This is a genomic window from Streptomyces sp. NPDC045695, assembly GCF_056432025.1.
The window spans coordinates 311258-338208 of record NZ_JBWKJU010000006.1 but is presented as its reverse complement, the minus strand read 5'-3'; the positions used below and the strand labels follow the sequence as shown (position 1 = coordinate 338208).

Annotated in this window: 23 protein-coding genes and 1 pseudogene; 8 read left to right on the top strand and 16 right to left on the bottom strand. The window is 72.6% G+C overall.

What is annotated here, in order from left to right:
• Positions 1-8 precede the first annotated feature (8 nt).
• A complete protein-coding gene (locus AC07DU_RS14275) occupies positions 9-1049 on the bottom strand; it encodes a TolB family protein (RefSeq protein ID WP_479111566.1) in 1041 nt (346 codons plus the stop codon).
• A gap of 283 nt (positions 1050-1332) precedes the next feature.
• Between AC07DU_RS14275 and AC07DU_RS14270 the strand changes: the two genes are divergently transcribed.
• Complete coding sequence (locus AC07DU_RS14270) at positions 1333-2625, top strand: alpha/beta hydrolase (protein WP_479111564.1); 1293 nt, start codon at positions 1333-1335, stop codon at positions 2623-2625.
• On the opposite strand, the gene AC07DU_RS14265 is transcribed toward AC07DU_RS14270, so the two are convergent.
• Positions 2603-4087, bottom strand: a complete 1485-nt coding sequence (locus AC07DU_RS14265) for a carboxylesterase/lipase family protein (protein ID WP_479111562.1) — start codon at positions 4085-4087, stop codon at positions 2603-2605. The two genes, AC07DU_RS14270 and AC07DU_RS14265, sit on opposite strands and share 23 nt — an antisense overlap.
• A gap of 96 nt (positions 4088-4183) precedes the next feature.
• Between AC07DU_RS14265 and AC07DU_RS14260 the strand changes: the two genes are divergently transcribed.
• Both AC07DU_RS14260 and AC07DU_RS14255 read left to right on the top strand, forming a co-directional pair.
• Positions 4184-4507, top strand: coding sequence for a hypothetical protein (locus tag AC07DU_RS14260; protein WP_479111560.1), 324 nt, complete (start codon positions 4184-4186; stop codon positions 4505-4507).
• Between the two features lie 95 nt (positions 4508-4602).
• A complete protein-coding gene (locus tag AC07DU_RS14255; RefSeq protein WP_360905256.1) occupies positions 4603-4893 on the top strand; it encodes a chaplin in 291 nt (96 codons plus the stop codon).
• A gap of 124 nt (positions 4894-5017) precedes the next feature.
• On the opposite strand, the gene AC07DU_RS14250 is transcribed toward AC07DU_RS14255, so the two are convergent.
• From AC07DU_RS14250 to AC07DU_RS14225, 6 genes are all read right to left on the bottom strand, one after another.
• Positions 5018-5881, bottom strand: a complete 864-nt coding sequence (locus AC07DU_RS14250; protein ID WP_453370921.1) for a tyrosinase family protein — start codon at positions 5879-5881, stop codon at positions 5018-5020.
• 30 nt (positions 5882-5911) lie between these two features.
• Complete coding sequence (locus AC07DU_RS14245) at positions 5912-6283, bottom strand: tyrosinase family oxidase copper chaperone (protein ID WP_479111558.1); 372 nt, start codon at positions 6281-6283, stop codon at positions 5912-5914.
• A gap of 59 nt (positions 6284-6342) precedes the next feature.
• The gene (locus AC07DU_RS14240) at positions 6343-6876 is read right to left on the bottom strand and encodes a GNAT family N-acetyltransferase (RefSeq protein ID WP_479111557.1); all 534 of its coding nucleotides are present in this window, start codon (positions 6874-6876) and stop codon (positions 6343-6345) included.
• Positions 6877-7007: 131 nt separating this feature from the next.
• The gene (locus AC07DU_RS14235) at positions 7008-8123 is read right to left on the bottom strand and encodes an acyl-CoA dehydrogenase family protein (protein ID WP_479111555.1); all 1116 of its coding nucleotides are present in this window, start codon (positions 8121-8123) and stop codon (positions 7008-7010) included.
• A complete protein-coding gene (locus tag AC07DU_RS14230) occupies positions 8120-9328 on the bottom strand; it encodes an acyl-CoA dehydrogenase family protein (protein ID WP_479111553.1) in 1209 nt (402 codons plus the stop codon). Before AC07DU_RS14230 ends, AC07DU_RS14235 begins: the two co-directional genes overlap by 4 nt.
• Positions 9325-10299 (bottom strand): NADPH:quinone oxidoreductase family protein, encoded by a 975-nt coding sequence (locus tag AC07DU_RS14225; protein ID WP_479111551.1) that lies wholly within the window; start codon positions 10297-10299, stop codon positions 9325-9327. The genes AC07DU_RS14230 and AC07DU_RS14225 overlap by 4 nt, the downstream gene beginning before the upstream one ends.
• A gap of 359 nt (positions 10300-10658) precedes the next feature.
• Here AC07DU_RS14225 and AC07DU_RS14220 point away from each other — a divergent pair, with 359 nt between their 5' ends.
• Together AC07DU_RS14220 and AC07DU_RS14215 are read left to right on the top strand one after the other, a co-directional pair.
• The gene (locus tag AC07DU_RS14220) at positions 10659-11810 is read left to right on the top strand and encodes a hypothetical protein (protein WP_479111549.1); all 1152 of its coding nucleotides are present in this window, start codon (positions 10659-10661) and stop codon (positions 11808-11810) included.
• Between the two features lie 50 nt (positions 11811-11860).
• Complete coding sequence (locus AC07DU_RS14215; RefSeq protein WP_479111547.1) at positions 11861-12757, top strand: SDR family oxidoreductase; 897 nt, start codon at positions 11861-11863, stop codon at positions 12755-12757.
• Positions 12758-12782: 25 nt separating this feature from the next.
• Here the strand turns inward: AC07DU_RS14215 and AC07DU_RS14210 are convergent, their stop codons facing one another.
• On the bottom strand, positions 12783-13616 hold the full coding sequence (locus AC07DU_RS14210) for an enoyl-CoA hydratase/isomerase family protein (RefSeq protein ID WP_479111545.1): 834 nt from the start codon (positions 13614-13616) through the stop codon (positions 12783-12785).
• Positions 13617-13671: 55 nt separating this feature from the next.
• Complete coding sequence (locus AC07DU_RS14205) at positions 13672-14436, bottom strand: PIG-L deacetylase family protein (RefSeq protein WP_479111543.1); 765 nt, start codon at positions 14434-14436, stop codon at positions 13672-13674.
• A gap of 500 nt (positions 14437-14936) precedes the next feature.
• On the opposite strand from AC07DU_RS14205, the gene AC07DU_RS14200 reads away from it, so the two are divergent.
• Entirely contained in the window at positions 14937-16445 is a 1509-nt protein-coding gene (locus AC07DU_RS14200) for a non-reducing end alpha-L-arabinofuranosidase family hydrolase (protein ID WP_479111541.1), read from the top strand.
• A 196-nt stretch (positions 16446-16641) separates the two neighbouring features.
• On the opposite strand, the gene AC07DU_RS14195 is transcribed toward AC07DU_RS14200, so the two are convergent.
• The 5 genes from AC07DU_RS14195 to AC07DU_RS14175 all read right to left on the bottom strand — a co-directional run bounded on the left by AC07DU_RS14195 (position 16642) and on the right by AC07DU_RS14175 (position 23180).
• On the bottom strand, positions 16642-17421 hold the full coding sequence (locus AC07DU_RS14195; protein ID WP_479111539.1) for a hypothetical protein: 780 nt from the start codon (positions 17419-17421) through the stop codon (positions 16642-16644).
• 200 nt (positions 17422-17621) lie between these two features.
• Positions 17622-19421 (bottom strand): DNRLRE domain-containing protein, encoded by a 1800-nt coding sequence (locus AC07DU_RS14190; RefSeq protein WP_479111537.1) that lies wholly within the window; start codon positions 19419-19421, stop codon positions 17622-17624.
• Between the two features lie 116 nt (positions 19422-19537).
• Positions 19538-20848, bottom strand: a complete 1311-nt coding sequence (locus tag AC07DU_RS14185) for an alpha/beta fold hydrolase (protein ID WP_479037256.1) — start codon at positions 20846-20848, stop codon at positions 19538-19540.
• A gap of 123 nt (positions 20849-20971) precedes the next feature.
• Positions 20972-22057: an S-(hydroxymethyl)mycothiol dehydrogenase gene (locus AC07DU_RS14180; RefSeq protein ID WP_479037259.1), complete on the bottom strand. Its 1086-nt coding sequence runs from the start codon at positions 22055-22057 to the stop codon at positions 20972-20974.
• 73 nt (positions 22058-22130) lie between these two features.
• The gene (locus tag AC07DU_RS14175) at positions 22131-23180 is read right to left on the bottom strand and encodes a LysR family transcriptional regulator (RefSeq protein WP_479111535.1); all 1050 of its coding nucleotides are present in this window, start codon (positions 23178-23180) and stop codon (positions 22131-22133) included.
• Positions 23181-23250: 70 nt separating this feature from the next.
• On the opposite strand from AC07DU_RS14175, the gene AC07DU_RS14170 reads away from it, so the two are divergent.
• Positions 23251-24186, top strand: coding sequence for a dihydrodipicolinate synthase family protein (locus tag AC07DU_RS14170; protein ID WP_479111533.1), 936 nt, complete (start codon positions 23251-23253; stop codon positions 24184-24186).
• 375 nt (positions 24187-24561) lie between these two features.
• A complete protein-coding gene (locus AC07DU_RS14165; RefSeq protein ID WP_479037267.1) occupies positions 24562-25275 on the top strand; it encodes a LysM peptidoglycan-binding domain-containing protein in 714 nt (237 codons plus the stop codon).
• Positions 25276-25435: 160 nt separating this feature from the next.
• Here AC07DU_RS14165 and AC07DU_RS14160 read toward each other — a convergent pair.
• A pseudogene (locus AC07DU_RS14160) lies at positions 25436-26809 on the bottom strand (IS1380 family transposase).
• Positions 26810-26951 lie beyond the last annotated feature (142 nt).

Here is a 26951-nt window from a genome sequence, read left to right as displayed (position 1 = left end):
GCCCGGTCTCAGCCGAGGAAGGCCGGGGCGAGGGCCGATGCCATGAGCCGGCGGGGACTCCCGCTCCCGTCGGCCGCCACTGCGTACAAATCGGCGCCGAAGTCGCCGGGCAGGGAATAGACGACGGTCCGGTCGTCCGTCCACATCACCTGGTCGTCGACGCTGCGCTCCTCGCCGAGCGGGGTCTGTGCTCCCGAGGCCAGGTCCATGGCGTACAGCCGCCACGGCGCCTCGGCCGGCAGGCCCGGCACGCGCTTCTTGAACACCAGCCGGGTCCCGTCGGGCGACAGCGACGGGCACTCGACGTTCTCGTGGAGTGTGGTCACGCTGCGCGCGGCCAGGTCCCCGCGGACCAGGTGGGTCCGGCCGCCGGTGGCCATGGTCGCGTAGAAGGTGCGCTCGTCGGCGGCGAAGGTCACGCCCCAGAAGTTCACGTCGGCGCTGCGGTACGGGTGGCCGTCCTTGAGGACGGTGAAGTCCTCCAACGAGGCGTCGAGCCTGCCGGTGCGCAGGTCGAGCACCGAGGTCCGCGTCGAGAAGTCCGCCCCCGCGTACGAGTCCCCGCCGACGAAGACGGTCCATGCGGCGAGGTGTCCGCCGGGCGAGATCCGGGCGCGGGTGGGCAGGCCGGCCAGGGTGTGCGCCGACACCTCCTTCAGCCGGGCGTCGAGGACGACGGCCCGGTAGCCGCCCTGGACCGCGCCCGGGACCGCGCCCTTGTCGGCCCGCAGGCAGATCCCGGTGCCGGCGGCCGCGTGGAAGCGCAGGCAGCTCACCCCCGACGCGGTACGGGTCCCCTCCGGGGCGTCGGCCCGGACGGTGGCGAGCTCGTCGCGGTGCGGGCCCCAGGCCATGTTCCGGAACACGATCCGCCGCGCACCCTCGCCCGGGGCCAGCACGACCGGGCCCGCGACGATCCCCGGACCGCCCTCCCGGGCCCGGTCCTTCTCGTCGGCCCGCGAGGAGGCCCGCAGCACGGCGAGCACCCCCACCACGGCGAGCAGGACCACGGCGGTGACGAAGATCAGGAGCCGGCGCTGGAAGGTCATGGAGTGACTCCGGGCGGGGGTGGGGGGTCCGGGGGCGGCGCGGGGGCACCCTACCCAGCGGCATGTGCGGGGGCCAGGGATGTGCGGCGCGGGATTCGGGGTACGCGTCGGCCCGGGACGGCGCCAGGCAATGGCATCCCCCAAAAAATCCCAAGAGAAGGAAAAATGCGGAACCCTGACGTGCTTTCGTTCATCCTTCGAACGGAAGGACCAGCAGCCAGACCACCCCGCCGCCAGATCACCCCGCCCCTCTGGGGCAGCACCAGCCGGAGAGCCACCGCACATGTCGTACGCACCCGACGGGCAGCAGTACCAGCCGTACCGGCCGGAAGGGCAGCGCCCGCAGCCGCCGCACGGCGACCAGTACGGCCAGCCGTACGGACAGCAGCAGACGTACGGACAGCAGCAGCCTCCGTACGGTCAGCAGGACCGGCACGGGCAGCAGGAGCAGTACGGCCACCAGGACCAGTACGGCCCACAGGACCACCTGGAGCAGTACGAGCCCGCTCCCCGCAGGTCCCGCGGCCGGCGCTGGCTGATCGCGGGTGCCGGCGTCCTCGCGCTCGCGGGCATAGCCGCTCTGGTCATGAACCACTACGAGATACCCCCCTTCACCGACAAGGGCGCCGCGGTGTCCTTCGGGCAGCCGCCCGCGGGTGGGGCCGGAAAGGCCGGCGGCGCCGCGACCCAGCAGCCGGCGAGCTCCAAGATGCTCATGCCGACCGGTCCGGCCGCCGAGTTCAAGAACTCGATGACCCTGCCCGACGGCACACACGTGGCGGTCACCACGCTGGACGGCAAGAAGTCCGGCTTCAAGGGCAAGGTCTGGGTCTGGGCGCCCAAGGAGTACAACGACCCGAAGTTCGCCAAGAGCGGCTTCCCGGTCATGATCGCCCTCCCGGGCGGCGCCGGTTTCCCGAGCAACTACTGGATGGGCACCGACCTCGGTCTCCAGTCGAGCATCAGCAAGTGGTACGCCGAGGGGAAGAGCAAGCCCTTCATCCTGGCCATGCCGGTGCTCAACCCGGCGCCGGACGACAAGGGCGTCTACTGGGACGGCTCCGACATCCCCGGCCAGCCCAAGATGGGCACCTGGCTGACCGAGGACGTCCCGGACCTGATGAAGGCCAACTTCCGCACCGTCAAGTCCCGTGACGGCTGGGCCTTCATGGGCTCCTCCACCGGTGGGTTCGCCGGCCTGAAGGCCGTGCTGAAGCACCCGGACAAGTTCAAGGCCGTGATCGCCTCCGGCCCGGACATCGTCCCGGACTCCTCCCTGTGGAAGGGCTACGACAAGGAGAAGGCCGAGAACAACCCGGAGCTGCTGGCGAAGCAGCTCATCGACCGCAAGGGTCCGGACGTCTATCTCGCCTTCCAGGTCGGCGACAGCGAGAACAACAAGAAGACCCTGCCGGACGTGCAGAAGTTCATCGCCACCTTCGGCAACAAGGGGCCGGTCCACACCGACCTGAGGATCATCAAGGGCGGCCAGCACAACGCCAAGACCTACGTCCCGAACATGGGCGAGGGCCCGATCCAGTTCATCAGCAAGGTCATGGAAGGGCCGGTCGAGTAGCCCACGCCGCTTGTGTCCGCCCGGTCGACGGCCCGCCGAACCTCTTCGGCGGGCCTTCGCCGTTCCAGGCCGCCCAGCCCGGCTCGCCCGTCACCGCGAACCGCACCCACGCCGCGTGCATCTCGTCGGCCAGCGCCTGCGGGGCGTCCGGCCCCGCCAGCCAGGAGGTCTCCGGCACGTCGAGGGTGTCGAACACGAAGCCCAGCTCCAAGGCGTGGCAGGCGCCGAGCCCCGGTACGCCGGAGGGCCACCCGAACTCGTACAGGAAGCTCGGCGCCGGGCGCCGGGCCCCCGCGAGCCGGCGCAGCGGATCGCGCAGCAGCCGGTCGGTCAGCAGGTGTCCGGCGAGCTCGGCCCCGCCCGCCCCGGGCAGGGCGGCGCGCAAGGTCCGTACGGCGGCCCGGTCCTTGTCCGCGCGCAGGCGGACCAGCGTCACGGCGAGCGGCCCCAGCCGGTCGAGCAGGCGCATCGCGCCGGTGGGGGCGAGCCAGAGCCGGTACTCCTCGCTGGTCCACCCGAGCAGCAGCGGCACGTCGCCGCTGACCCCGGCACCCGCCAGGGCGTCGAGTGGGTCGCCGGGGACCGTGGCCGGGTCGCTGACCAGGCCGAAGGCGGGGCCACCGAGGAGCGCGCCCGATCGGCGCAGGACGGCCGCCTGGGCGGCGAGCAGGTGGGGCAGGCCGACGGCCGTGAAGGCCTCGGCGGTGGCCTCCACCTTGAGGAGGGAGGCCATCCGCCGGACCATGGTGCGGACCTTCTCGCGTGGCAGGACCTCGGGGGCTCCGCTCTGCAGGACGGCCCGGGCGAAGAGCCCGGCCGCGCGCGGGGCGGCCAGCAGGGAGCCGATGCTGATGGCCCCGGCCGATTCCCCGAAGACGGTGACGCGGGCGGGGTCTCCGCCGAAGGCCTCGATGTTGTCGCGGACCCATTGCAGGGCGGCGATCTGGTCGAGCAGGCCGCGGTTGGCGGGCGCGTCGGGGAACAGGCCGTAGCCCAGCACGCCGAGACGGTAGTTGAGGGAGACGAGCACGACCCCGTCGCGGGCGAAGGCGGAGCCGTCGTAGACGGGGACGGCCGAGGAGCCGCGGGTGAGCGCCCCGCCGTGGATCCACACCATGACGGGCAGCCGGGCCCCGGGCGCCGGATCGGGGGTCCACACGTTCACGCTGAGGCAGTCGTCCCCAGGGATCTCCGGGTCGGCCAGCAGGGCCGCGAACGGCGCGGCGTAGGGCACCTTGGGCGCGGTGGGACCGAACGCGGTGGCCTGCCGTACGCCGTCCCAGGGTGGCGGAGGCGCGGGCTCCGCGAACCGCAGGGCGCCGACGGGCGGGGCGGCGTACGGGATGCCGCGGAAGACGGCGGTCCCGTCGGACCCGGTCCGGCCCTCGACGACGCCGGCCGTGGTCCGGACCCGTGGTCGGCCGCCGCTGCCGGCGCCGATGTCCTCGACGTCCGCGCTCATCTCTTCCTCCCGCATACCGTTGCCCGCACGGTCGCACAGCCGTCCCGCGGGTGACAAGGCGTGACCGGGCCGGGGCCCGGCGCGGTTGGACCGGGCATGCGAATGCTGCGTCTCCACCACACCGGGCCCGCCCTGCTGCTGGCGGCCACCGCGCTCCTCGGCGGCTCGGCCCAGGCCGCCGAGGGGCCTGACTTCCAGTACGTCGGCCAGAACGACCAGGTCAAGGGGCTCACCGCCCCGAGGGGCTGCGTCAGCGCGGAGGGCGGCGGGGGCCGGACGGTCACGAACGGGACCCGTACCACGGCGACCCTCTACCAGGAGCCGGGCTGCTCGGGCCGGGCGGTCGGGGTCCTGCGGCCCGGCGAGGTCACCCAGGTGCGGCCCTCCTTCGCCTCCGTGCGGTTTTCCGTCACCAGGTAGGCCCAGCGCCCGTGACCCCTCGGCCGCCCCGGCGTTGTACGCCATGTCAAATGCCGCAGATTCTGTGGCGCCCCATATCCCATGAGGAGATCTTGATGTCGCGTATCGCGAAGGCATTCGCCATCACCGCTGTCACCGGTAGCGCCGTGGTCGCCGGTGCGGGTCTGGCCGTCGCCGATGCCGGAGCGCACGGTGCGGCGGTCGGCTCCCCCGGTGTCCTGTCGGGCAACCTGGTCCAGGTCCCGGTGCACGTCCCGATCAACGTCTGCGGCAACACTGTGAACGTGATCGCCCTCCTGAACCCCGCGTTCGGCAACACCTGCGTCAACGCCTCGGGCGACGGCGCGCACCACACCGAGGGTGAGGGTGAGGGCTACGGCCACTGATCCGCTGACCCGCTGATCTCCTGATCTGCTGATCGCGTGATCCACGGAAGGGCCCCCGCCGGTCGGCGGGGGCCCTTTCCCCGTGCTGCGTGGCTTCGGTGGCTTCGCGGCGTCGTGCGGAGCTTCATTCGTAGCGGTAGAGGCCCTGATGGCTGAGCATCTCCCGCGGGGTGACGTTCCAGGGGGGCATCGGTTCGTCGAGGGAGATCACCCGGCCGCGCTGGAGGTCACCCCGGGCGAGGGGGGCGGCCGGCAGGTAGCCGGATCCCGGGTGCTTGAGCTGCCAGCGGTCCCAGATCAGGTCGACGAAGGCGTGGTGCAGCCAGAACGCCGGGTCGTTGGGCGCCGTGCCGCCCGTCATGTGGCCGCCGATCCACTGGTGGACCTTGTTGTGGTTGCGCCAGCGCTCGCTCTTGGGCGCGGCCCAGCCCTCCAGCTTGTTGCGGAAGCCGCCTGCGGTGGCCGTGGAGTCCCAGGGCGAGACGTCGTAGGTGGGGTCGTCGATGGCTCCCTGGAGTTCGGCCCGGGTGGGCAGGGTGATCGGGTTCTGCGGACGGCCGAGGTTGCGGGTGAGGAAGGCGGACTCCGTGATGCCCACGGTCACCGTCCAGTTCCCCTTGTCGTAGGCGAACGGCCCCGTCATCACCTTGCGGTCGCTCGCCCGGCCGGTGCCTCCCAGGAAGTCGTCGGCCCACAGGGAGGAGACCGGGCTGTTGTCGGTGGTCCAGTCCCAGTACGGCACGGACACACCCGGGTCGATCTCCTGCAACTGCCTCTCGAACTCCAGCAGATAGCGCCGGTGCCAGGGGAAGAAGGACGGGGACATGTGCCCGACGCGCAGCTTGCGGTCGCGGTCGGGCACGAAGTACTTGTCGTGGGTGCGCACCAGTGCGTCGTAGGCGCCGCTGCGCTTGAGCTCCAGTACGGCGGCCGTGAACCGCTTCTTCTGGGCGCTGGTGAGGTTCTTCTGGTTCTGCCGGGTGTACAACGCGGGGCTCCTCCCGTTCCCGTGGGTGTGTCAGCGGTGGTGCGGGGCCGCGAACGCCAGCTGCGCCGTGCCCAGTTCGTCGACCGCCGCACGGGCCAGTTCCAGGCGCGTCGGAAAGGACTGGAAGTGGTTGATCCCGCTCAGATAGCTGCCGTCGGCCCGGCGCATGACGTGCAGGGGCCGGCCGTCGATGCGCACTCCGACGTCGTCGACGGCGATGTGCCGGCCGCGGTACGTCTCCTCCTCGGCCAGCGGGGCCGGCGTGAGGGTCTGCCGCGGCCCCCGGGCCCGCAGCACCGGGGCGAGGGCCGCGGCCGTGCCCGCGAGCACGGCCGCGGTGAAGGCCGCGCGGAGAAGCGCACGGCGCGTCAGTGGTGCGGCGGCGGATGCTGCGGACGACATACGGTCTCCCTCGCTCGGTGGCCGGCGGCTACGGGTCTAACGCCGCGCGGCGTGCGAGGTCACCCCTTGGGGTGCTTGTAGAAGAGGGTGGTGGGGTGCAGGCGGCCCTGCGGGTCGGTGGCGTAGTCGGGGATGGTGCCGACCTCGGTCCAGCCGGCCCGGAGGTAGACGTTCTCGGCGCCGCTGCCGGTCTCGGTGTCGAGGAACAGCAGCACCACGCCGGCGCGCGCCGCGCCCGCCTCGGCCTCGGCGAGCAGGGCGCGGGCGGTGCCGCGGCCGCGGGCCGCCGGATGGACCATGAGCTTGCGCAGCTCGGCCCGGTGGCGGCCGTTGGGCTTGGACTCCCGGTACCAGCTGACGGTGCCGTCGATGCGGTCGTGCGCGCCGCCGGTGCGGGACACCCACAGCGCGAGGGAGCCCTCCTCGACCGCGGGCAGCAGGGAATCCCACCAGGCGGCGGCGCCTTCGTGGTCGAGACCGGCGAGGAAGCCGAGCGAGGAGCCCTCCTCGACCACGGCGAGCAGCAGGGCGGCGAGTTCGTCGCGGTGGGCGCGCAGTCCGGTGGCGTCGAGCGGGGGGATCGTGGCCGTCATGCGGCCGAGCATAAGGATCGGCCGGAGGGGTGCGGGAGGTGGGGCGCGGAACGCTCGGGGGGGGGGAGCCGTGCCCGCCCCCCTCCCCGTGCGCCGGGGAGAGGACGGGGTCGGGGCCGGCCGGCCGGGGCCTACGGCGCCGGGAGTTCCGCGAAGTCCGCCACCAGGCCGCGGTGGTGGCCGGCGGTGCCCAGGGCGAGGGAGTCGGCCTTGGCCCGCTTGAGGTAGAGGTGGGCCGGGTGTTCCCAGGTCATGCCGATGCCGCCGTGCAGCTGTACGCACTCCTCGGCCGCCCGGACGGCGACGCCCGAGCAGTAGGCCTGGGCCACCGCGACCGTCAGGGGGGCGTCGGGGGCCCCGGTGGCCAGGGCGTCGGCCGCGGCCCGGGCCGCCGCGCGCGCGGAGGCCACGTCGAGCCAGAGGCGGGCGAGGCGGTGCTTGAGGGCCTGGAAGGAACCGACGGGCCGGTTGAACTGGTGGCGGCCGCGGACGTACGCGACGGTCTCGGTCAGGCACCACTCGGCGACCCCGAGCTGCTCGGAGGCGAGGAGCCCGGCCCCGGAGAGCAGCGCTCCCGCGACGGCCGCCCGGGCCGTGGCGGGGTCGGCGAGACGGGTGCCGGCGGCCTCCCGCAGGGTGACGGTGGCGAGCGGGCGGGTCAGGTCCAGGGCGACCGTCACGGTCAGCTCGGCCGAGGCGGCCGGGACGGCGTACAGCCCGGTGTCGGCGAGCACCAGCAGGACGTCGGCGGCCACCGCGTCCGCGACGGAGGTGACCGTGCCGCTCAGGATCCCGCCGCCACCGTCCCGTACGGGCGCCGGGAAGGGGGCGCCGGGGGCGAGGGTCAGCGGCAGGGCCGGTGTGCACACGGTGCGGCCGCGGGCCAGTTCCCCCAGCAGCGGGGCGGCTTCGGCCGTGTCGCAGCCCAGCAGGATCTCCGTCGCGAGGATGGAGCTCGTCAGGTACGGCACGGGCGCCACGGCCCGGCCCAGCTCCTCCAGGACCACGGCCGCCTCCCGGTGGCTCGCGCCCTGGCCGCCGAGCTTCTCGGGTACGAGGAGTCCGGCTGCGCCGATCTCGACGGCGAGGGTGTGCCACAGGGCGGGGTCGTGCGGCTGGTCCGTCTCGATCCGGTCGAGGACGCTCTTGGGGCCGCAGCGGTCGGCGAGGAGCGCGCGCACGGCGCAGCGGAGCTCCTCCTCGGTTTCGGAGTAGAGCAGGTCGGCCGGCGCCGTGGATGCCGTCATCGGGAGAGGTCCTTCCATGCGAGGTCCTTGTCGTCGCGCGGCTCGGAAGGCAGGCCGAGGACCCGCTCGGCGACGATGTTGAGGAGGATTTCGCTGGTGCCGCCCTCGATGCTGTTGCCCTTGGCGCGCAGATAGCGGTAGCCGGCGTCGCGGCCGGTGAAGTCGACCAGTTCGGGGCGGCGCATGGTCCACTCCTCGTACAGGAGGCCCTCCTCGCCGAGGAGTTCCACCTCCAGGCCGCTGATCTCCTGGTTGAGCCGGGCGAAGGTGAGCTTCATGCCCGATCCTTCGGGGCCGGGCTGCCCGGCGACGAGCTGCTGGCGCAGCCGTTCACCGGTGAGGCGGGCGACCTCGGCCTCGACCCACAGCTCCAGCAGCCTCTGGTGCAGGGCGTGCGTGCGCAGTGCGGGGCGTTCGCGCCAGGCAGCGGCGACCGGCGCGATCATGCCGCCCTCGCGGGGGATGCGCATGCCGCCGATGGAGACCCGTTCGTTCATCAGGGTGGTGCGGGCGACCGCCCAGCCTTCGCCGACGGCGCCGAGGCGGTGGGTGTCGGGGATGCGGACGCCGGTGAGGAAGACCTCGTTGAACTCGGCCTCTCCGGTGATCTGGCGCAGGGGCCTGACCTCGACGCCGGGGGCGTGCATGTCGCAGAGGAAGTAGGTGATGCCCTGGTGCTTGGGGAGCGCCGGGTCGGTGCGGGCGATGAGAATCGCCCAGCGGGCGTTGTGGGCGCTGGAGGTCCACACCTTCTGGCCGTCGACCACCCAGGTGCCGGTGGCCTCGTCGAGGACGGCGCGGGTGGCGAGCGCGGCGAGGTCGGAGCCGGCGCCGGGCTCGCTGAAGAGCTGGCACCACACCTCCTCGCCGGTCCACAGGGGACGCAGGAAGCGCCGCTTCTGCTCCTCGGTGCCGTACGCCAGGATCGTGGGCGCGGCCATGCCGAGGCCGATGCCGATCCGGCGGGGGTCGTTGTCGGGGGCTCCGGCGGCTTCCAGTTCGGCGTCGACGACGGCCTGGAGGGAGCGGGGCGCGCCGAGTCCGCCGAGTCCTTCGGGGTAGTGGACCCAGGCGAGTCCGGCGTCGAAGCGGGCGCGGAGGAAATCGCTGCGGGTGGCGTGTGCAGGCGGGTGCGCGGCGAGCAGTTCCCGCACGCGGGCGCGCAGCGTCTCGGGGGTGGCGGTGTGGCCGGTCGTGGCGGTCATCGGCGCTCTCCGTCCATGGCCGGTACGACGACCAGCCGGCCGGTGGTGGTCCCGTCGGCGACGCGCTGGACGGCGTCGGCCGCCCCGGCGAGCGGCACGCGTTCGCTGACCAGTGGTGTGATGACGCCCTCGGCGGCGAGCCGGGTCAGTTCGGCGTGGCAGCCGAGGATGGCGGCCGGCTCCTTGGCCGCGTACAGCCCCCAGTGCAGTCCGAGGACGGCGTAGTTCTTCACGAGCGCGTGGTTGAGGGCGGGGGCCGGGATGGTGCCGCTCGCGAAGCCGACGACGACGATCCGGCCCTCGAAGGCCACGCACTTGGCGGAGGCGGTGTAGGCGTCTCCGCCGACCGGGTCGTAGACGACGTCGGCGCCGCGCCCGCCGGTGAACTCCTTGACGCGGGCGACGAGGTCCTCCGCCGTGCGGTCGATCACGAGGTCGCAGCCGAGTTCCTCGGCGGTGCGGGCCTTGGCCTTGCCCCCGACGACGCCGATGACGGTCGCGCCGGCGGCCTTGCCGAGCTGGACGGCGGCACTGCCGACCCCGCCGGCGGCGGCGTGTACGAGGAGGGTCTCGCCGCTCTGGAGCCGGGCGCGGCGGTGCAGTCCGAACCAGCCGGTCTGGTAGCCGATGTGGAGGGCTGCCGCCTGTGCGTCGTCGAGGGCGTCCGGGGCGGGGAGCAGGGCGTGCGCGGGAGCGGTGACGTATTCGGCGAAACCGCCGTGCGGCAGGCTCGGGTTGGCGATGACGCGGCGGCCGTCCTCGGTTTCGCCGCAGATCTCGACGCCCGGGGTGAAGGGCAGCGGCGGCCGGATCTGGTACTGCCCGCGGGCGAGCAGCGCGTCGGGGAAGTTGACGTTGGCGGCGAGTACCTTCAGCCTCACCTCGCCTTCGCCGGGGACGGGTTCTGGAACCTCTTCGAGGCGCATGGCCTCGCGGGGCTCGCCGGGGGTATGTACTCGCCATGCCTGCATCCGGGGCCTCCAGCCGCCGTCGAGGAATCACGCTCCGCGGGCATACTAAGCGGTCGCTTGCCCATCTGGGAACAGGTCGTCTCTTTCGGATCTTGTCGGTTGAGCCCGCGTCGTCCGGTGCCGTGCATCGCAAGGCGGAGGGGCGCCCGTGTACTGGACGTACTCGGGCGCCCCGACAACGCGGCGAGGTGCGGTGCCGGGCGACGCGGGCCCCGGCAAGATCCGGAAGAGACGGCCTAGGGACGCGCGCGGACAACCACGTGATCTTTCCGGACCGGCGGAGATAGCATCAACGAGCAGCTGCCGTACGGCACATGACCTGCTCGACCAGGGGGAACCGCCCGATGAACACCAGCCGCATGAGACGCACCACGTCCGCCGCCGCAGCCGCCCTCCTCCTCGCGGGGCTGATCACGGCCGCCGGACCGGCCGCCGCCGCGGCGGGCACGACCCCGTGCGCCCCGTCCGTCGACCTGCTGCCCGCACTGCCCGGGACGAGCGGGGGCTCGGTGGCGGGCTTCGGCGCGGGCGGACTCGCGGTGGGCGGGAGCGGAAGCCTGCCCGCCTACTGGACCGGCCCCGAGCACACGGTCCACGCCGTCCCGCTGCCCGCCGGCTTCGACGAGGGCAGCGTCAAGGCCGTCAGCGCCAACGGCCTGATGGTGGGCAGCGCCACGCGCACCGCGGACCGCGCGGCGGTCGCCTTCACCCACCAGATGGGTTCCGCGACCTCCGAGGCGCTCACGGCGCCCGCCGCCGGGCACTACGAGGTGGACGTGGACGTCAACGCGTCGGGCCGGGTCGTCGCCGTGGACGACGGCGTCGCCAAGGAGTGGGTGAACGGTGAGGCCGTGCGCGAACTGCCCGTTCCCGCCGACGCGATCCCCGGCACCAGGATCGTCTCGCTGACCGGCATCAACAAGCGCGGGGACATCGTCGGAACGGCCACCGGTTCCTACTTCGACGCCGAGAACGACATCGAGGTCACCAAGACCTTCCCGGTCGTGTGGCCCGCGGGCGGCGGCTACCCGCCGTACAGCCTCCAGGTGTGGAACGGCTACCACTACTCCTTCAGCACCGTCGGCAGGGACATCGACGACCGCGGCCGGGTGGTCGGCCTGGAGCACTACCACTACCGCAACGACCCGAAGCGGACCCCGGCCGTCTGGCAGAAGCCGTACGACGCCCTGCCCACCGATCCGGGCCGGCTGGGCGCCCACCGCGACCTGGAGCTGTCGGGCAGCAGCGCGACCACGAACGTGGCCGTCGGTACCGCGACCACCTTCGAGGAGAGCTGGCCCAGCTACTTCCAGGCCGTCTACTGGCCCGGCAAGGGGGCTCCGCTCGCGCTGCCGCACCCCGCGGGCTCCACGGGCCACACCCTCAGCCGCGCCTTCGCCGCCACGGACGACGACCGCGTCGGCGGCGCCCTCGTCGACCGGAACACCCAGGCGAGCACCGCCGTGATCTGGAACTGCGCGAGCAAGCAGGCGTACGCGCCCCAGAAGTGATTCCCGCCGCGGCATGGTGATCTGAGCGCCCGCACGCTATCGATGGGCGCATGGAGACCCCCCTGCGCGGCCTGCCCGCGCCGCCGCCCCTCGGCGCCGCCGCCCTGCCTCCCGGCACCTACGCCGGGCAGGTGGTCCTCGTGACCGGCGGCGGCACCGGGCTGGGCAAGGCCATCGCCACCGAGTTCGCGCGGCTCGGCGCCGATGTGGTGATCGCGAGCCGGCGGCCCGAGCAGCTGAAGGCGGCGTGCGGGGAGCTGGCGGCCGTGCCCGGAGCGGGCCGTGTCACGTACGCGGTCTGCGACATCCGGGACCCCGAGGGGGTCGCGGAGCTCTTCGACGCGGCCGAGGCCGTGCTCGGGCTGCCGGACGTGCTGGTCAACAACGCGGCCGCCAATTTCCCCTGCCCGGCCGAGGACCTGTCGCCGAACGCCTGGCGGGCGGTCGTGGACATCACCCTGACGGGCACCTGGTTCGTGACCCGAGAGTTCGGCCGCCGCCACCTCGCCGCGGACACCCCCGGGTCCATCGTGAACATCGGCGCCTCGTACGCCTGGACGGGCGGGCCGGGCTTCGCCCACAGCGCCGCCGCCAAGGCGGGCACGAAGAACCTGGTGGAGACGCTCGCCGTCGAGTGGGGCCCGTACGGCATCCAGATCAACGGGCTCGTCCCCGGGCTGTTCCCGCACGCCGACATGACCGAGGACGTCCGGGGCGGCCTGGAGCACGCCGCACCCGCCGCCACGGACGACCGGCAGCCCGCCCTGCGGGTGGGCGCGCCGCGGGAAGTGGGCTGGGCCGCCACCTTCCTGGCCTCGCCCTACGCCCGGTTCGTCACCGGGCACACGCTGGTGGTCGACGGGGCGAACTGGCAGCGCCGGTCCGTGGTCGCCCCGCTGACCGTCACGGTCCGGGAGCAGCTGGGGCGGGGCCGGTTCGGCGCGTGACCGCCATCCTGCGGTTCCGTGACCCTCATCCTCCGGTGAAGTGCGGGGGCCGGCGGGCCGCCTTGGCCCCGTAGCCCTCGCGGACGTCCTCCGAGGTGAGGGTGAGGGCGGCGGTCATCGCGACGCGGTCCAGGGCCGCGGGGAGGGCGGCGTCGGCGTAGGAGTCGACCGCCCGCTTGATGCCCTGGACGGCGAGCGGGGCGTTCGCGGCGATCTCCCCGGCCAGTGAGCGGGCGGCGGCCTCCAACTCCTCTACGGGAAAGACCAGTTGGACGAGATTCAGGCGCTGCGCCGTCGCCGCGTCGATACGGCGGCCCGTCAGGGCCAGGTACTTGGCCCAGCCCGCGCCCGCCTCCCGCGCTATCCGCAGGTCGCCGCCCGCGTCCACCGCCACGCCCAACTGCGCCTCAGGCAGGGCGAAGACGGCGTCCTGCGCCGCCACGCGGACATCGGCCATCAGCGCCAGCTCGAAGCCGAAGCCCAGGCAGTAGCCCTGGACCGCGGCCACCACCGGCTGCGCGAGCCCGGCGAGGACCGCGAACCGCTCGTGGACCCAGCGGATGCCCTCGTAGTAGTTGCGGGTGCGCTCGGCGGCGGACCGGCCCGCGATGGAGCCGCCGGGGGCGGTCACGTCGATGCCCGCGCAGAAGGCCCGGCCCTCGGCCCGCAGCAGCACCACCCGCACGGAGGGGTCGAAGCGGATGCGGTCCGCGAGCAGCCCCAGCTGGCGGGTGGACTCCCAGCTCCAGCCGTTGAGCTGGTCGGGGCGGCAGAGGGTGAGGACCGCGATGCCGTCCGCGACCTCCAGACGGATCCGCTCCTCACCCTCCGCGATCTCCGTGGAGATGGTGTCGATCACCGTGCTCCGCACCCCCTGCCGCAATCTGACGAACCGTCAGACTAGGGGTGGCGGCTCAACGGGGGAAGACCTCGAACAGCACCGCCGGGCGGCCGCCGAAACGGGCCGCCGCGTGCTCGGCGTGCCCGGTGAGGAAGCCGCGCACGTACTGTTCGGGGTCCTGGTCCGTCAGCACCTCGATGTACGCCTTGTGCTCCATGAGGGACTTCACCGCCCGCTCCATGCCCGGGCCGGCGTCGGCCGCGTGCGTCGGGGTGGTCGTACCGGTGACCGCGACCCAGCGCACCCCGTTCCACGGTTCCAGACCCTGCTCGGAGAGGAGCTCGGGGAAGATCCACCGGTTGCCCGCGTCGCCGGCCGCGTCCAGCGTGGCGCGGCCGACGGCCTTGTGGTCGGGGGTGTTCCAGAAGCCGCCGCCCTCCGCTCCGCCCCACGTGTCGCGGTGGTTCATCGTGATGACCAGTTCGGGGCGGTGGCGGCGGATCGCCGCGGCGATGTCCCGGCGCAGGTCCAGCCCGTACTCGACGACGCCGTCGCGGTGGTCGAGGAACTCCACCCGGGACACGCCGACGACGGCCGCGCTCGCGCGCTGCTCCGCCTCGCGCAGGGGGGCGCAGTCGGCGGGTGCGATGGTGTCGATGCCGGCCTCGCCCCGCGTGGCGAGGAGGTACACGACCTCGCGGCCACCGTCCGTCCAGTCCGCGATGGCGGCGGCGGCCCCGTACTCCAGGTCGTCGGGGTGGGCCACGACCGCGAGGGCGCGCTTCCAGTCGGTGGGCATCGCAGGCAGCGGAGGCTGCTGATCACGTTGTTCGGTCATGCGTCAAACCCTAGGCCCTGTCGTCAGAGTCCCGCCCGGCCTGCGGTGTCCGGCACCGCACCACGCCGCGAGAGCACCTTTCAGCTTCCCCAACGGCCCGCTGCCGATGCCTGGAGCGCGGCCGCGGCCACGACCGTTCATCGACAAGCCGATCCGGGGCCTCGCCCGGCCCGTCCGGCTCGCCACCGCGGCCCGCGTCGAAGAGTGTGAGCGCTCACATCAATCGCGTCAACGACGCTCACACGACGAGTTTCTGATGATGCCTCAGTAGCGGAACGGGTTGCGACATGGCACTTGACGACCCCTCACGCCCCATGGTCTTCTCCCTGCAGCACGCCGGATGTTCGACTTTCAAGTTGTTAGCGCTAACAATGCGCCGGAGATCCGGTGCCCCCGCCCCGCAGGGGTCACGTCTTGCCGCCGCCTCGGACGCGCCGTGCCCGGTCCGCACGCACCGAGAAGGACCGACCCCTGCCCAAGTCGCCCCCAGGAGGGTGCAGATGAACGCTCTCGGTACAGCTCAACGAACCGCAAAACGGCCAGGATGGCGGCCACGGGTGGCCGCCCTGCTCTCGATGGTCTTCGTGGCCGGCTTCCTGGCCATGGTGAACCCGTCGGCGGCCTCAGCGGCCTCGGTCGACTCCGGCAAGTGGTACGTGCTGGTGAACCGCAACAGCGGCAAGGCGCTGGACGACTACAACTTCGCCACCGCCGACGGTTCGCCCGTCGTCCAGTGGACCCGGTCCAACAACGAAGCCCAGCAGTGGCGCTTCCTGGACTCCGGCAGCGGCTACTACCGGCTGCAGAACCGTAACTCTGGCAAGGTCCTGGACGACTACGGCTGGTCCTCGGCCGACGGCGCCGACGTCGTCCAGTGGAGCGACCTCAACGCGACCAACCAGCAGTTCCGCCTCGCCGACTCCGCCGACGGCTACGTCCGCCTCCTGAACCGCCACAGCAGCAAGGCCCTTGAGGTCCAGGGCGCCTCCACCGCCGACGGCGGCAAGATCGTCCAGTACGCCGACTGGGGTGGCGGCAACCAGCAGTGGCAACTCGTCCCCGTCGCCGACGTGGGCAACGGCACGTGCGCTCTCCCGTCGACGTACCGCTGGACATCGACCGGCCCGCTGGCGCAGCCGAAGTCGGGGTGGGCCTCGCTCAAGGACTTCACCAGCGTCGTCTACAACGGCAAGCACATCGTCTACGCCACGTCGCACAACACCCTCGCCGGTAACGACGGGCGCTGGGGACTGATGAGCTTCAGCCCCTTCACGAACTGGTCCGACATGGCCACCGCCACCCAGAACACGATGCCCTTCGACGGCTTCGCGCCGACGCTGTTCTACTTCGCCCCGAAGAACCTCTGGGTGCTCGCCTACAACGGGGGTTGGCCCTCCACCTTCTCCTACCGCACCTCGAGCGACCCCACCAACCCCAACGGCTGGTCCGCGCAGCACGAGCTGTTCACGGGCACCCTCCCGAAGGGTGGCCCCCTCGACGTGACCCTCATCGGCGACGACACGAACATGTACATGTTCTTCGCCGACGACGAAGGCGGCATCTACCGGTCCAGCATGCCCATCGGCAACTTCCCGGGCAGCTTCGGTTCGTCGTCCACGAAGATCATGAGTGACACGCCGCTCAACCTGTTCGAGGCGGTTGAGGTCTACAAGGTCCAGGGTCAGAACCAGTACCTCATGATCGTCGAGGCCCAGAATTACACAGGGAGCGGTCGCTACTTCCGCTCGTTCACGGCCACCAGCCTCGGCGGCACCTGGACACCGCAGGCCGACACCCTGAGCAACCCCTTCGCCGGCAAGGCCAACAGCGGTGCGACCTGGACCAACGACATCAGCCACGGCGATCTGGTTCGCACCAACCCCGACCAGACCAAGACCATTGACCCCTGCAACCTGCAGTTCCTCTACCAGGGGCGCGACCCCAGCACCGACGGCATGGACTACGGCCTCCTGCCGTACCGACCGGGGGTACTGACACGGCAGCGCTAGGCGCAGGTCCGGCTCCGGTGTTCCTGACGTTCGCGGGCAACGACGTACGCCGAACCGGGTGAGCGTCACAGCGAGCGATCAGGAACGGGTGGAGTCGGAGCGGCGGGCTCGGTGCAAGGCCGAGCCCGCCCGCGGTGGCGTGCTCGTCCGGTGCGCAGCTCGCGGCCCGGCCGCCCGGCGATCGAGCCGCCGGGGCTCAGGGCAGTCGGAGGGCCTCGATTTCCGTGTCGTTCAGGAGGGCCTCGACGAGCGGGGCAGGGCCCGCCACCTTGGTGGCCCAGAGGTCGTAATCCGTGCAGAGGACCCAGGACCGGTCCTGGGCCCAGAGGTTGGACGGGGTCCAACCGTCCTCCTCCGGGTGGTCGTACAGCGCCTTGGCATCCGCGAGCGTGCCGGCCCGGACGTGCAGGTCGTCGAAGTCCTCAGCCCTCTGCAACAGCGGGTTGTAGTAGGCCAGGCAGCGGGTCTCAGCACCCTGCGGGCTGTGCTCGGTGAGGATGTCGACCAGGCGGTTCCAGTCGGTCCGGTCCAGCCTGCCCTCGGACGGCGCGTCGATGCCGACAGGCCAGCCCCCCGGCTCCCGGAGCGAGGGGAACGAGCGGTAGCAGGGCAGCTGACCCTCGGGCGCCACTGGATCACCGGTCCGCCGCGAGAGCTCCGCCCAGCGCAGCCGGCGCCAACGGGGGCCGCGGGGCTCGCCCGGCGTCCCCTCGAACACGTCCGCGGGGTCGAGGCCCGGGATGATCTCGGGCCCGCCGCCATTCAGCACGGCTCGTTGATACGCGACGTAGGACATGTCGGTGGGACCGAGTTCGTGTTCGTACATGGAGTGGAGCACCCAGACGGCGTCGGGCAGTGCCGGCGGCATGAAGCCGGTGAGCCCGTCATCGTCGGCCAGGTCCCGCAGCCAATCAGTCTCCCCAGCCGTGGTCAGCGGCCACCGGGCGGTCGCCAGAACAGCGGATGTCTCGTGCATCCGTTCAGGATCCCACCCGCCGCAGCCACGAGCGCCGGGATCACTTTCCCGGGCTCCACCACGTTCCCGACGCCCTCACGTTGGGGAATCAGTCACAGACGAGGACCCGCTGGACTGGAGCCCGGTGGAGCCGCGACGGGACGCGGCGGCGGGACCGGCGCCCCCGGGCGGGGGCGCCGGTCCCGTGAGTTGGCCCAGGATCAGCCGACGGGCCGGGGAGTCGCGTCGACCCCGGTGGCGGTCGACCGGAACCAGACGGCCTTGCCGTCGGCGCCGACGGCGGCCAGGTCGGCCAGGCCGTCGCGCTCGAAGTCGCCCGCCGAGACCAGCGTCGGGTAGGCCGTCCGGCCGAAGCCCGAGCCGATCTTCACGCGCTGCGTCGTGCCCCAGCTCCTGGGGTCGAGGTTCCCGGCGGCGTCCTTGGCCCCCTTCACGGAGAACAGGTCGCCCGAGGCGTCGTCGCGCACCCACAGGTCGGTGGTGCCGTCGCCGTCCGTGTCACCCGGCACGAGCACCGAGACCGTGTCCCAGCCGCCGTCGCCGACGAGGACCGGGCTGGCGGTGATGTCCAGGTAGCCGGAGCGGCTGCCGGGGTACGCCCAGAGCTTCGTGCCCTGCTTCACCAGCAGGTCGGGCTCGCCGTCGCCGTTGAAGTCACCGGCGTCGGTGATGTCCTCGGCGTCGAACCAGTGGTCGTCGCCCGTCCACGCCGGGTCGTCCTTGACGCAGCCGGCGTCCGGGTCCGCGACCGGGCAGAAGACGCTCAGTATCATGGCGTCCTGCGGACGGACGCTGCCGAGCCCGTTGCTGGGGAGGACCTTGAGCTGCTTGGCCTTGAGCACGTCGTTGTATTCGAGCACCAGCAGGTCGTTGTAGCCGTCCTCGCCCCAGTCCCCGCTCGCGGTGATCCGGGTTCCCGGGGCGAAGGACGCTCCGCCGTCGACGGGTGCGCCGAAGGTGCCGTCCGCCCGGCCGGCCGAGAAGCGGAGCCTGCCGTTCGGGTCCAGGGTCCACAGGTCCCGCACGCCGTCGCCGTTGAGGTCCCCGGCGGCGTCGCGGACCCCTCCGTTACCGAGCGCCCAGAAGCGGTAAGTCGCCTGGTCGGAACGGTATCCGGCGGTGTCGACGCTGTAGGCGAAGATCGTGTGGGGACCGGAGCCGTAGGGCGTGATCACGGCCGAGGCGCCGGGAGCCACGGTGACCTGACGGGCGTCGAAGTCCGACCAGTAGACGATCTTCTCCAGGTTGGTGGCGCCGCCGGTGCCGAAGGTGAAGGTGCCCGGGGTACGGGCCTTGCCGGTGTTCTCGGGAACGCCGTTCGAGGCGTCGGGGAACTCGACCGAGCTGATCACCGGCGGCACGGGGCGGCTCACGGTGGTCTCCAGCGTCGCGCTCGCCGGGGCGAAGCGCTTCCAGGCCGAGGCATCGGACTCGTCCGCGGCGAACAGGCCCACGCTGACGGACCCCAGTTTCCTGGCCGCCGCGTCCTTGACCAGCGCGGTCGCGTCGAACTCCAGCGCGCCCGCGGCGCAGCCCTCGGGCCCCTTGGCCGCCGTCACGGAGGCCAGCCGGACGCCCTTGGCGGGCTGGCTCTTCCAGGTGGTCCGGTCCGAGACGGCGCCGACGCTCCACAGCTCGACCGGCCGGGCCGTGCAGGACGCCGCCCCCGTGTTGGTGATCCGGAAGGTCGCCCGGTCGACCGTGGCGCCCTTGAGCGCGGTGGTGTCCAGCCGGAGGTAGGAGCGGGAGAGCCCCTGGGCGCCGCCCTCGTCGCCGACGCGCAGGTCGCCGGCGGCGTTCCAGAAGGAGCGGTTCGGGCTCTGCTTGGACACGCGCGTCCAGGCCTGCGCGCCGACGGAGGTCTCCCCCGCCCCCGCGGCGCTGACGGCGGGCGCGGCGGCGGCCGGCGCCGCCCCTGCCACCACGCCGGTCACGGCCAGCCCGCCGGCCAGTCCGCCGGCCAGGGCCAGTGAGACGGCCCTCGAAATCGTTCTCAGCATGCACGCTCCACACATCGGTCGGTGTCGTCGGGGTACGGACCGACCCTAACCGCGTGATCGACTTCCGCAGAAACGTTTATCCGGAGCCCCGGCACGGCCGTGACCAGCGCGGACGCCTACGCTTCGTCGCGCACGAGGGAGAGCAGCCGGTCCAGGACCCGGGTGCCGCCCGCGCGGACGCCGTCGTGCTCGAACTCGTCGGTCACCCAGGTCCGCAGGCCGCGGACGGCCCGGGCCGTGCGCAGCGAGTCCGCCGTGTCCACGTACATGTCGTCGTGGTAGACGGCGGCGGCCACCGGCACCTCGTTGGCCGCCAGGCGCGCCGGGTCGTAGAGCGGCTGCCAGCCGGTACGGGCGGCGAGGTGCTCGGCGGTCTCGCGGAGCGGGGCGAGGCTGGGGTCGGTGGTGAAGTGCCAGGGGTGGATGGTCTCGCCGGTGAAGAGCAGCGGTTCGTCGCCCGCGAGGGACTTGGCGGCGTCGAAGCCCGGGTGGCCGGCGCGGACCCGCTCGGCGGCCCACGCGGTGGGCGTGGCCGGGTCCTGGGCGTAGATCGACTCGTGGATCAGCGCGTACAGGGGGTGCCCGGCGAAGGAGAGCAGCGAGCGGACGCCCTCCAGGAAGGCGTCGGACAGGGCCGGGCCGGCGGCGGTCGGGACGAAGGCGTCCTCCAGCAGGTAGTGCAGCTGGTGGCTGCCGTCTCCCACGCCGAGGAGGATGCCGAGGGACTGGAAGGCCTCGACGGTCAGGCGGTGTCCGCCGGGGAGTTCGGCCGGCTGCTCCATGAGGTGGGCGGCGATGTCGCGGGCGCGCTCGACGTCCATCGGGTAACGGGCGTAGTGGGCCCGGTTCTTGCGCTCGATGCGGGGGTACGCGGCCTCGTACACCTCGTCGGCGGTGGCGGTCAGGGACGGAAGGCCACCGGTGATCAGCGCGGCGCTGAGGCCCTCGGGCGCCGTGGACAGGTAGGTGGTGGTGCAGAACCCGCCGAAGCTCTGGCCGAGCACGGTCCAGGGGGCGCCGCCGGTCAGGCCGGGGCGGATGGCCTCGGCGTCGCGCACGATGGAGTCGGCGCGGAAGTGGGCCAGGTGTTCGGCCTGTTGCCGGGGGGTGCCGAGCAGGGGCAGGGTCTGCCGGTTCAGCGGAGTGGAGCGACCGGTGCCGCGCTGGTCGAGCAGCAGGACCCGGTACTCGGTGAGGGCCCGCTCCAGCCAGGCCTGCCTGCCGATGAACCGGCGGGCGCCGTTGCCCGGACCGCCCTCCAGGTACAGCAGCCACGGCAGCTTCTCCGGATCCTTGTCCGAGGCGACGACCTCGCGGCCGTACAGCTCGATCCGCTCCCCGTCCGGCCGCGCGTGGTCCAGGGCGACGGAGAACCGGTGGTCGGTGAGGACCGTGCCGGGCTGGCGGTAGCTGCGGGCGGTGGTCACGGGCGGCCCCCTGGGGTACGAGGTACGGACAGGCCCGCGCCCCGGCCGGGTGACGGCGGGGCGCGGGTGTGGTGGTCCGCCCGAGTCTAGGCGCTGTCACTAGGGGGCGCCTTTGCCTTCCTGTCAGAACTCGACGACCGAGCGGAGCACCTCGCCGCGTTCCATCCGGGCGAAGGCCTCCTCGACCCCGTCGAGCGGGATGGTCTCGGAGACGAAGGCGTCCAGGTCGAGCCGGCCCTGCAGGTAGAGGTCGATGAGCAGCGGGAAGTCACGCTCGGGCAGACAGTCCCCGTACCAGGAGGACTTCAGGGCGCCGCCGCGTCCGAAGACGTCCAGGAGCGGGAGTTCGAGCTTCATCTCGGGCGTCGGCACGCCGACCAGGACCACGGTGCCCGCGAGGTCGCGGGCGTAGAAGGCCTGAAGGTAGGTCTCGGGGCGACCGACGGCCTCGATGACCACGTCGGCGCCGTTGCCTCCGGTCAGGTCCTGGATGGCCTTGACCACGTCCTGGGTGCGGCCGTTGACGGTGTGGGTGGCGCCCAGGCCCCGGGCCCACTCCAGCTTCCGGTCGTCCAGGTCCACCGCGATGATCTTCGAGGCGCCCGCCAGCCTGGCCCCGGCCACGGCCGCGTTGCCCACTCCCCCGCAGCCGATGACGGCGACGCTGTCGCCCCGCCCGACGTCGCCGGTGTTCAGGGCCGCGCCCAGGCCCGCCATCACTCCGCATCCGAGCAGTCCGGCCGCGGCGGGGGCGGCGGCCGGGTCCACCTTGGTGCACTGGCCGGCGGCGACCAGGGTCTTCTCGGCGAAGGCTCCGATCCCGAGCGCCGGGGAGAGCGGGGTGCCGTCCTCCAGGGTCATGGACTGGATGGCGTTGTGCGTGGCGAAGCAGTACCAGGGCCGTCCGCGCTTGCAGGCCCGGCACGTGCCGCAGACCGCACGCCAGTTGAGGACCACGAAGTCGCCGGGGGTCACCGACGTGACGTCCGGGCCGACCGATTCGACGATCCCGGCGGCCTCGTGGCCGAGCAGGAAGGGGAACGCGTCGTTGATGCCGCCCTCGCGGTAGTGCAGGTCGGTGTGGCAGACCCCGCAGGCCTGGACCCTGACGAGCGCCTCGCCGGGTCCCGGGTCGGGCACGAGGATCGTCGTCGTCTCCACCGGTGCGCCCTTGCTCCGGGCGATGACCCCTCGTACGCGATGCGTCACGTCGTACCCCGCTCTGCTCGATTCGGCCTGGATCTCCGAACGTACACGGACGGCGCCCGGCAGGGGAGTTGTGTCACGCCCGGCGCGCGAGCTCCCCCGGCCGGTCCCGGGCCGCGCCCCCGGCCAGCTCCGGTGGTACGGCGTCCCGGAGGGCCGCGCCGAAGGCGGCCACGGCCGGGTGCGCGCCGGCCCCGCTGCGGAAGGCGAGGTTGGTGCGGCGCTGCATGAGGAGCCGGGTGAGGTGCACGGCCGGACCGGCGGCGCCGTGGACGCCGAGCTGCGGTACGACGGCCACGCCCTGGCCCGCCGCGACCAGCGCGAGCACGGTGGCGAACTCGTCCACCTGGTGGCGGATCCGGGGCGTGAAACCGGCGGCCTGGCAGGCCCGTACCGTCATGGCGTGGCAGAGGGTGCCCGAGGTGGCGGTGATCCACGGCGCATCCGCGTGGGTCCGCAGGACCGCGCCTTGGTCGGGCTCCGGGGACGGCTCGGATCCCGGGGACGGCTCGGATCCCGGGGACGGCTCGGATCCCGGGGACGGCTCGGGTCCTGGGGACGAATCGGGTCCCGGCGACGGCTCCGGCGCTTGCCCGGCGGGCGCGGCCAGGTACATCGCCTCGCCGTACAGCGGCTCGGTGACGAGTCCCGGCTCCTGGGCGGCGGGAACGAAGTCGTACGCGTGCACCAGGGCCACGTCCAGGTCGCCGGCCCGCAGGGCGTGCGCCACCGCGGCCGGGTCGGTCTCCGAGACCATCGGCTCCAGCCCCGGGTGCCGCCGGGCGAGGGCGACCAGGGCGGCCGGGACTATGGCCCGTGTGGCGGTGGGGAAGGCGCCGATCCGCAGGGCTCCCGCCAGGCCGCCGCGGGCCTCGGCGAGGTCCGCTTCCGCCTGTTCCAGCCGCTCCAGGACCGCCTCCGCGTGCCCGACCAGGTGCTGCCCGGCCGGGGTCAGCCGCACCCCGCGGCCGGTGCGCTCCAGCAGGGGCAGGCCGGCTTCCCGTTCCAGGACGCCGAGTTGCTGGGAGACCGCCGAAGGGCTGAAGGCGAGCGCCTCGGCCACGGCGGCGATGGTTCCGCGGCGGGCGAGTTCGCGCAGCAGGCGCAGGCGCCGTACATCGAGCATCGGCTCAGCTTACGGGTCGCGTAAGAAACGCGAACTGGATTTGATCCTCGGGACGGGTGAGGCTCGTGGCATGGCACAGGACATCGCACAGCACAGGGCACAGGACATCGCAGAATTCCTCCCGCTCGGCGGGATCCACGTACCGCTCGTCACCCCCTTCACCCCCACCGGGGACATCGCCGCCGAGGCCCTGGAGGCGCTCGCCCACGAGGTGCTCGACGCGGGCGCCACCGGGATCGTCGCCCTCGGCACCACCGGCGAGGCGGCAGGCCTCGACGAGGCGGAGCGCGACCTCGTCACCGACGTGTGCGCCCGGGTCTGCGGGGAACGGGGTGCGCTGCTGACCGTCGGCGCGGGGGCGAACGGCACCCGGGCCGCGGAGGCCTCGCTGGCCCGGCTGACCCGGTGGCCGCAGGCGCGGGCGGCGCTGGTGACCGTTCCCTCGTTCGTACGGCCTTCGGCCGCGGGCGTGTTGGCGCATTTCGAGCGGCTGGCCGAGGTGAGCCCGGTACCGCTGATCGTGTATCACATTCCGTACCGCACCGGACAGCCGCTGGACGCGGCCGCCCTGCGGGCGCTCGGGGCGCTCCCGGGGGTGGCCGGGATGAAGTACGCGGGCGGCGGCATCGGCGAGGACACGGTCGCGCTCCTGGGCGATCTACCGGACGGTTTCGAGGTGCTGGCGGGCGACGACGCGTACGCGTCCGCGCTCCTGGCGCTGGGCGCGACGGGCGGGATCCTGGCGTCGGCGCACCTGGCGACGGCCCGGTTCGCGGAGCTCGTCGTGGCCTGGCGGGCGGGCGACGTGGCGCGGGCCCGGCCCCTGGGTCACGCGCTGGCCCGGATGTCGGCGGCGGCCTTCGCCGAGCCGAATCCGGCGGTCGTCAAGGGGGTGCTGCACGCGCAGGGGCGCATCCCGAGCCCCGGCGTACGGCTTCCCCTGCTGCCGGCCTCGGCGAAGGCGGTGGCGGCGACCCTGGAGCGCCTGGCGGAGCTGCCGATCTGAGGCCCGCACGCCGGAAACCGTCCCTGATGGGCGATTTGCCGCCTACAGGCGAGTCGCCCGAATGAGCCCTACGGAGAGCGGACTTGCCCGTATTGGCCGCGGGGCCGCGGATTCGTGATGTGAGTCACTCCGGATACGCCAACATCATTTCCTTCGCAGAGCCGATTCCCTTTTCACGGAAAGGGAATCGGCTATTGCGCGGACACGTCCTCAAGGTCATTTCCCGGGCTTATCGGGGGAAGACGATCTACCGGTGGAATTCGGGTCTTGTTCCCGCCCGGCGGCCTCGCCTACGGTCACCTCGTTCCTGGTGACACGTAGCCGAATCCGGCCGCCACCCGGGCTCTCCCGTCCCCCCACGTGAGGAATTCCGCCATGCCCGCAAAGGGTAAGCACCGTCGGCCCAAGCACCACCCGATCACCCGCAAGCTGGCCCTGGCCGGTACTGGTGGCGCGGCCCTCACCCTCCCCCTGATCAGCGCGACCACCGCCGGGGCGGTCCAGACGACCACCGTTCCCACGGCTCAGACCGCAGCCCCCGCAGCCGGCACCGCCGCTGCAGCGACCTATTCCGTGGTCGCCGGCGACACCCTTTCCGAGATCGCCGCGGAGCATTCCGTGAGCGGCGGCTGGAAGAAGCTCTACGCGGCGAACCGAAGCGTCATCGGCGACAACCCGTCGATCATCCGGCCCGGCATCAAACTGAAGCTGGGCACCCAGCCCGAGACCGCCCGCGCGAGCCGGTCCGCGGCCCGTCCCACCCTGTACGCGAACAATCTCGACGGCTGGATCCGCGAGTCCCTCGCCGTGATGGCCAAGCACGGAATTCCCGGAAGCTACAACGGAATTCACCGCAATGTGATGCGGGAGTCCTCGGGCAATCCCCTCGCGATCAACAACTGGGACATCAACGCCCGCAACGGCATCCCTTCGAAGGGTCTGCTCCAGGTCATCGACCCGACGTTCAAGACCTATCACGTGCCCGGCACTTCGCTGGACTCGTACGACCCGGTCGCGAACATCACCGCCGCGTGCAACTACGCGGCGGCCCGTTACGGCTCCATCGACAACGTCAACGGGCCTTACTAGCCTCGATCTTTCGTGACGGTCCGTTGGTTCATCCGGCGGGCCGTTTCGGCTTTTCCGACCGGTGGCGGGTATGCCTGCGGCCCGGCTGTCGCGTCGGGTGGCACCGGGTTCCACTGCTCCGGATGCAGGATGGCTCGTCGGGACAGGGCGTTGTTGCTGGTCAGCCGAGGTTCGGCAGTGCTTGGAGGCGCTCGAACGCGGTGGTGATCGTCCCGGTCCAGGGCCAGTGGCGGGCCAGGCGGAGCCAGCGGCGGCGGCCGGTGGTCACCAGTTGGGCGGCGGCGGAGAACAGCCGCATCCGCAGGCGTTTGGGCTCCCAGCGGCGGGCGGGCCCGTCCAGGGCGAGCATGGGCATCCAGGCGAGCAGGTCGAGGGCGAGCTGGACGATCTCCAGCCAGACCTGGTTCTGGGAGGCGTCGTGCAGGGGGAGGTTGCGCAGGCCGGTGTCGCGGGCGGCGCGGATGCGGTCCTCGGCGCGGGCGCGCTGGCGGTGCCGCAGCTCCAGGGCGGCGATCGGGACGGTGGTGGTGCTGGTGGCGAAGCAGGTCAGCCGCATCCCGTCGACGTCGGTGAAGCGCAACTGCGCTCGGGGTGCGGGCGTTCTTTGCGCACGATCAGCCGCGTGCCTCTCGGCCAGCCCTTGAGGACGTCGCCGCCGAGCTCGGCGACCCAGGCGCCGTCGCGGACCTGGCCGTCCGGTTCGACGGCGGGCGTCCAAGCCGAGGCCGGCACCAGCAGCACGGCCTGGTGGATTGCCTCCGTGATGGTCATCCCGATCGAATAGGACAGCCACCGGCCGTGCGCTGTCAGCCAGTTGAGGAAATCATGGGTGCCGCCGCCGGAGTCGGTGCGGATGAGGGTCCGCCGACCGCGCCGGTGCTTCTTCGGCAGATGGGCCAGCGCCAGCCGGGCGGCGGCGATGTGGTCGGCGGCGGTGTTGCTGCCCGCGCTTCCCGGTCGCAGCAGGCCGGCGACCGGCTCTCCGGACCCTTCACGGCCGTGGTCGACGAACGCGAACAGCGGATGGTGGCCGAACGTCCTCTTCCAGGTCGCGGCGGCGCCCTGCTTCTCGCAGTGGGCCAGGACCAGGACGCCGTCGATGTCCACGACCACGTGGCCGTCCGCGTCCGGTGCGTCCTGGCCGGCCAACCGCCAGACCCGCTCGCGGACTTCGGCCCGTGCCCGCCGGATCGCCGCCAGTGCGCGGGGGTCGGCTGCGGCAAGAGCGTCGACCAGTCGGGAGACCGTCGGATCCGAGGCCACCGGTCCGAACACGCCGGGCTCCGATCGCAGCAGGCCGATGTCCGCCAGGCAGTCACCGCCCAGCGCCACGGCGAGCGCGAGGTCAGCAGGATCTTGCCCGGGTCGTGCACCGCGCTGGGCTTGCGCCACGGCGCGAGCGCCGCCGACAGCCCGGCGGCCAGGCCCGTGCGGCGCGCTGTTTCCACCAGCACGACCCCGCCGGCCTGGGAGACCACCCCGCTGCCGCCACCGACACCCGCACACGCGGGTACGACCCGATACGCTTACTCACCTGGAAGGTGCCTCCGACGGGCGCGAGAAGAAGGGCCTAGACAGTCCTCATTCTCGCAGGTCAGAGGCACTTTCTGCTTAGCCGATCACCCTGCCGGACAGCCCGCTTTCGTGAAAGCGCGAGGCTAGCCCGTCGCAGCCAG

What these genes read in the sequence shown, in the direction of transcription:
- AC07DU_RS14235 (WP_479111555.1), bottom strand. Translation starts at nt 8,123, where the DNA reads ATGACGGCATCCACGGCGCCGGCCGACCTGCTCTACTCCGAAACCGAG.
- AC07DU_RS14230 (WP_479111553.1), bottom strand. Translation starts at nt 9,328, where the DNA reads ATGACCGCCACGACCGGCCACACCGCCACCCCCGAGACGCTGCGCGCC.
- AC07DU_RS14190 (WP_479111537.1), bottom strand. Translation starts at nt 19,421, where the DNA reads ATGCTGAGAACGATTTCGAGGGCCGTCTCACTGGCCCTGGCCGGCGGA.
- AC07DU_RS14270 (WP_479111564.1), top strand. Translation starts at nt 1,333, where the DNA reads ATGTCGTACGCACCCGACGGGCAGCAGTACCAGCCGTACCGGCCGGAA.
- AC07DU_RS14175 (WP_479111535.1), bottom strand. Translation starts at nt 23,180, where the DNA reads ATGCTCGATGTACGGCGCCTGCGCCTGCTGCGCGAACTCGCCCGCCGC.
- AC07DU_RS14240 (WP_479111557.1), bottom strand. Translation starts at nt 6,876, where the DNA reads ATGACGGCCACGATCCCCCCGCTCGACGCCACCGGACTGCGCGCCCAC.
- AC07DU_RS14200 (WP_479111541.1), top strand. Translation starts at nt 14,937, where the DNA reads ATGAACGCTCTCGGTACAGCTCAACGAACCGCAAAACGGCCAGGATGG.
- AC07DU_RS14265 (WP_479111562.1), bottom strand. Translation starts at nt 4,087, where the DNA reads ATGAGCGCGGACGTCGAGGACATCGGCGCCGGCAGCGGCGGCCGACCA.
- AC07DU_RS14220 (WP_479111549.1), top strand. Translation starts at nt 10,659, where the DNA reads ATGAGACGCACCACGTCCGCCGCCGCAGCCGCCCTCCTCCTCGCGGGG.
- AC07DU_RS14225 (WP_479111551.1), bottom strand. Translation starts at nt 10,299, where the DNA reads ATGCAGGCATGGCGAGTACATACCCCCGGCGAGCCCCGCGAGGCCATG.
- AC07DU_RS14275 (WP_479111566.1), bottom strand. Translation starts at nt 1,049, where the DNA reads ATGACCTTCCAGCGCCGGCTCCTGATCTTCGTCACCGCCGTGGTCCTG.
- AC07DU_RS14255 (WP_360905256.1), top strand. Translation starts at nt 4,603, where the DNA reads ATGTCGCGTATCGCGAAGGCATTCGCCATCACCGCTGTCACCGGTAGC.
- AC07DU_RS14165 (WP_479037267.1), top strand. Translation starts at nt 24,562, where the DNA reads ATGCCCGCAAAGGGTAAGCACCGTCGGCCCAAGCACCACCCGATCACC.
- AC07DU_RS14215 (WP_479111547.1), top strand. Translation starts at nt 11,861, where the DNA reads ATGGAGACCCCCCTGCGCGGCCTGCCCGCGCCGCCGCCCCTCGGCGCC.
- AC07DU_RS14245 (WP_479111558.1), bottom strand. Translation starts at nt 6,283, where the DNA reads ATGTCGTCCGCAGCATCCGCCGCCGCACCACTGACGCGCCGTGCGCTT.
- AC07DU_RS14205 (WP_479111543.1), bottom strand. Translation starts at nt 14,436, where the DNA reads ATGACCGAACAACGTGATCAGCAGCCTCCGCTGCCTGCGATGCCCACC.
- AC07DU_RS14260 (WP_479111560.1), top strand. Translation starts at nt 4,184, where the DNA reads ATGCGAATGCTGCGTCTCCACCACACCGGGCCCGCCCTGCTGCTGGCG.
- AC07DU_RS14195 (WP_479111539.1), bottom strand. Translation starts at nt 17,421, where the DNA reads ATGCACGAGACATCCGCTGTTCTGGCGACCGCCCGGTGGCCGCTGACC.
- AC07DU_RS14170 (WP_479111533.1), top strand. Translation starts at nt 23,251, where the DNA reads ATGGCACAGGACATCGCACAGCACAGGGCACAGGACATCGCAGAATTC.